This window comes from Archangium sp., from assembly GCF_036388035.1.
Lineage (GTDB): Bacteria > Myxococcota > Myxococcia > Myxococcales > Myxococcaceae > Archangium.
The window spans coordinates 1-4,167 of record NZ_DASVSO010000711.1; the positions used below are offsets into that span (position 1 = coordinate 1).

The window sequence follows — 4,167 nt, forward strand, 5'->3', positions numbered from 1 at the left end:
GGCGAGGGTGCCCCCACCCCCCTCACCCCCGCCGCCGCCCTCTTCCGTCTCGAAGGGGAGATCCATGCATTTGAGGATTGCACAGCTCGCGTCGGACTTCGAGGGACGCCGTGTGGTGTCTATGCTGGGCCGTGTGGCGAGCTTCGCGGATGCCCTGGAGGAGAACCCCGCCCCCCGGCGGCTCGGAGACGTACGACTGCGGTACGAGCCCGGCCGCCTGTTGGGGGAGTCCCTCCCCCCGCCCTTCTTGCAGCGCCAGCTCCCGGGCGCCTGCCTGGTGCTGGCGGCCCTGTGCGCGGCGGGAGCGGTAGGCGCGGTGTTGTGGGGAAGCGGCGGCGAGCGCCTGCCTCCCCTGCCCGTGGGACTGGGCGTGCTGTCGGCGGCCCTGGTGGGCTTCGCCCTGCGGCTGGAGGGGCAGCTCGGCCGGCGCCGCTTCGTGCTGCACTTCCCCAGCGAGCGCCTGCGGGTGGAGCAGCTCCGGTGGGCCCCGGGGGCCACCCAGAAGGAGTGGGTGCCCTTCGACGCGGTGACCGCGGTGGAGGTGGTGGAGCGCGTGCCCCGGCGCTATGCGCTCGTGGTGGTGTGGCGCGCGGGCGAGAAGGAAGGGCCGCGGCGCGCCGTGCTGGTGGATCACATCGGCGCGAGCGAGGAGGAGGCGCTCTTCCGGGTGTGGCGCCTCCTGCACAACGCCTTCGGCCTCAGGGGAGCTGGACTCGCTTGAGGGAGAGCTCCACCTCGGTGCCCTCGCCCTTCTTGGACGACAGCCGCACGCCGCCGCCGGCCTGAGTCACCAGCTCCTTGCAGATGGACAGGCCGAGGCCCGTGCCGATGCCCACCGGCTTGGTGGTGAAGAGCGGCTGGAACACCTTCTCCTGCAGCTCCTGGGGGATGCCGCAGCCATTGTCCGCCACGGTGAGCACCACGTCCTGATCTCGCGTCGTCCACCGCACGTCGATGCGACCCGGCCGGCCCAGGCCCTCCATGGCCTGCGCGGCGTTGACGATCAGGTTGAGCAGCACCTGGCACAGCTTCACCGGCCCGAAGGTCACCTTCACCGGCTCGCCCATGGTGGTGATGCGGGCACGATCCCGCACCTCGGCGCGCGCCAGCTTCACCGCGAAGGACACCACCTCGGCCACGTCCGCCGAGGCCTCCATGTCCTCACCGCGCGCCTGCCCCCTCAGGCCCAGCGCCACCCCGCGCAGGTGATCCGCGCCCGTGGCCAGGTCCGACAGCAGCGAGGGCAGATCCTCCAGCACACTCGCCACCTCGGAGGAGGGATCATTCGCCAGATGCTTGGAGGCGTACTGCACCACGCACTCCAAATCCCGCCGCAGCGAGGCCACGTTCTGCGACAGGTAGCCCACCGGGCCCATCAGCTCGTGCGCGATGCCGGCCGTCACCTGACCCAACGTGGCCAGACGCTCGGCCTTCATCATCCGCCCTTCCACCTCGCGGATGCGCAGCTCCAGCCGGGCGATCCTCAGCCCGTCCTCGAGCGCGGCCAACACCTCGGCCCGGTCCCACGGCTTGACGAAGTAGCGGCTCACCTGACCGCGGTTCACCGCGTCGATGACGGCCTGCATGTCCGAGTACGCCGTGACGAGCATGCGCTTGGCGTCCGGCGCCAGCGTACGCGCGCGCTCCAGCAGCTCCACGCCCGTCATGCCCGGCATGCGCTGGTCGGACAGGATGACGCCAATCTCGCTGCGCTTCTGCTCCAACAGCGTCAGCGCCTCGGCCGGCGTCGAGCAACGGAAGATGCGGAACTTCGAGCCGAAGTTCGCCTCGAACACCCGGAGGTTGAGCGCGTCGTCGTCGACGTAGAGGACGGCGGGGAGGTCAGACGGATTCATGGAGTTCCTCTCCGGGCCAGGCCGACCAACCCACTCCCACCCTTCCAACCCACTGTGCCCACGCCCCAAGAGATACCACGTCACGAGCAAAACCCGATGGGCCGTGTTCACCCCAGGCGAGCACCCACACGCGCCGGGAACTCCCGCACGCTCGGCGTCAATCACCCTGGGGTCTGACCCCTCAGCGCTCCTGCATGGGGACCATCGAGGGCTCGGCCGCCTCCTCCCCCACCGCGGGTTGAAGCTCCAACTCCCGCAGCACCGCGTCCAGGGACTCGAACAGCCGCCGCGGCAGGTTGCTCACCAGGGACAGGACGACAGGGGCCGCCTCGTTCTCCCGGGCCAGCCAGACGAGCTGCTCCGTGGAGAGGGGGAACACGGCCCCGAGCAGGGCCTTGTGGAGGGGCTGCGCCAGGGGCGAGGGCTGCCCCATCCGCGTCTCCAACTCCTTCATCCCCGCTTCCAGCCGGGTGCGTCTCGTGTCGTCGTCATTCATCGAAGCAAAGTTAAGCAGCTCACGAATGGGTTGCGCGCCCTTTTCTTCACTTGCCCTGCGAGCGGGGGAACGAGCCAACCCAAGCGGCGCCCCCCATGGCCGTCTCCCACCTGCACCCCCACCGTATCCAGGCACCCCGACACCGTGAGGAGGGACGACATGGCGGACAACAAGGATCCCGGCTACGCCGAGCACATCGAGCACGTGCAGGCCACGCACCCGGACCCGTGGCCCGGCATCAAGGGCCGCTCCGAGGAGCACGAGTCGGAGCTGCCCACGGGCACCCGGCGCGAGGAGCAGGCCAGTGTGACCGAGGCCCAGCGCCGGCTGGAGCACGACATGCACGAGGAGAAGGAACCGACCCGCGAGTGACGCGGGCTGGAGACCGCCACGGGGGCCGCTCGGGACGGCGGCCCACCGTGGCGGCGGAGTGACTAGAACAGCAGCCGCATCGGGTGCTCGAGCAGCGCCTTGAGCTCCCGGAGGTACTCGGCGCCGATGGCGCCATCAATGACGCGGTGGTCGCCCGAGAGCGTCACCGTCATCAGCTTGCGCACCACCATCTGCCCCTCGCGCACCACCACCTTGTCCGAGACGGAGCCCACCGCGAGGATGGCCGCCTGGGGCGGGTTGATGACGGCGATGAACGAGTCGATGCCGTACATGCCCAGGTTGGACACCGTCAGCGAACCGCCGGTGTACTCGTGCGGCTTGAGGGCGCGCTTGCGGGCCCGCTCGGCCAGGTCGCGCGAGGCGGCGGAGATGGCCGCCAGCCCCTTTTGATCCGCGTCCTGGATGACGGGGGTGATGAGGCCGTCCTCGATGGCCACCGCGATGCCGATGTCCACCGTCTCGAAGTGCAGGATGGAGTCACCGTGCAGCGACACGTTCATCTTCGGGTAGCGGCGCAGCGCCATGGCCGCCGCCTTCACGATGATGTCGTTGACGGAGACCTTCGACTCGAGCGCCTTGGCCTCCTCGCGGATCTTCAGCGCGGCGTCCATCTCCACGTCCACCGAGAGGTAGAAGTGCGGGACGCCGGGCTTCACCTCCGCCATGCGCTGGCTGATGACCTTGCGCATCGAGGAGACGGGCACCGCCTTGGGCTCGGGACGCACGCCCGGAGCCGCCGGAGCGGTGGGCTTGCGCGCGGCGGCCGGAGCAGGCGCCTGGGTGAGCGCCTTCTCGATGTCGCTCTTCACGATGCGGCCGTGTGGACCGGAGCCGCGCACCTGGGACAGGTCCAGGCCTCGGTCGCGGGCCATGCGCTTCGCCAGCGGACTGGCGCGCACGCGGCCCCCCGGCGCGGACGCCGGAGCGGCAGCAGCGGCCTTGGGAGCCGGAGCGGCGGGCGCGGAAGCGGCGGCCTTGGGAGCCGGAGCCGCGGCGGGCGCCGGAGCCTGGGCGGGAGCAGCGGGCTTGGCGCCCCCCTTCCCCGCCAGGAACGCGATGGGCGCCCCCACCTTCGCCATCTGGCCTTCCTGCACCACGATGCGGGCGAGCACGCCGTCGTCGTAGGCCTCCACCTCGAGGTTGGACTTGTCCGTCTCCACCTCGGCGATGGCCTGGCCGGAGGAGACCTTCTCCCCCTCCTTCTTCAGCCACTTGACGAGCTTGCCCTCCGTCATCGTCGGGGAGAGCGCGGGCATCACGATGGCGATGCCCTCTCCCCCGCCGGCGGCGGGCTGGGCGGCGGGCGCGGCGGCCGGAGCCGCGGCGGGCTTCGGAGCAGCGGCGGCGGGAGCGGCGGCCTTCGGAGCGGGCGCGGCGGCCGTGGCTCCTCCGGCGTCGACCTTCTCGCCCTTCGCGCCGATG

General features: G+C 71.0%; 5 protein-coding genes. 2 read left to right on the forward strand and 3 right to left on the reverse strand.

Features of this window, described 5'->3' with window-relative positions; all coding sequences use genetic code 11:
* Positions 1-64 precede the first annotated feature (64 nt).
* The gene (locus VF697_RS29285; protein WP_331100036.1) at positions 65-721 is read left to right on the forward strand and encodes a hypothetical protein; all 657 of its coding nucleotides are present in this window, start codon (positions 65-67) and stop codon (positions 719-721) included.
* On the opposite strand, the gene VF697_RS29290 is transcribed toward VF697_RS29285, so the two are convergent.
* Together VF697_RS29290 and VF697_RS29295 are read right to left on the reverse strand one after the other, a co-directional pair.
* A complete protein-coding gene (locus VF697_RS29290; RefSeq protein ID WP_331100037.1) occupies positions 699-1,856 on the reverse strand; it encodes a sensor histidine kinase in 1,158 nt (385 codons plus the stop codon). The genes VF697_RS29285 and VF697_RS29290 overlap by 23 nt on opposite strands.
* 181 nt (positions 1,857-2,037) lie before the next feature.
* Positions 2,038-2,352: a DUF2795 domain-containing protein gene (locus VF697_RS29295; RefSeq protein WP_331100038.1), complete on the reverse strand. Its 315-nt coding sequence runs from the start codon at positions 2,350-2,352 to the stop codon at positions 2,038-2,040.
* Positions 2,353-2,511: 159 nt separating this feature from the next.
* Here VF697_RS29295 and VF697_RS29300 point away from each other — a divergent pair, with 159 nt between their 5' ends.
* Entirely contained in the window at positions 2,512-2,724 is a 213-nt protein-coding gene (locus tag VF697_RS29300) for a hypothetical protein (protein ID WP_331100039.1), read from the forward strand.
* A gap of 62 nt (positions 2,725-2,786) precedes the next feature.
* On the opposite strand, the gene VF697_RS29305 is transcribed toward VF697_RS29300, so the two are convergent.
* The coding region (locus VF697_RS29305; protein ID WP_331100040.1) for a pyruvate dehydrogenase complex dihydrolipoamide acetyltransferase at positions 2,787-4,167 on the reverse strand (1,381 nt) is incomplete at its 5' end.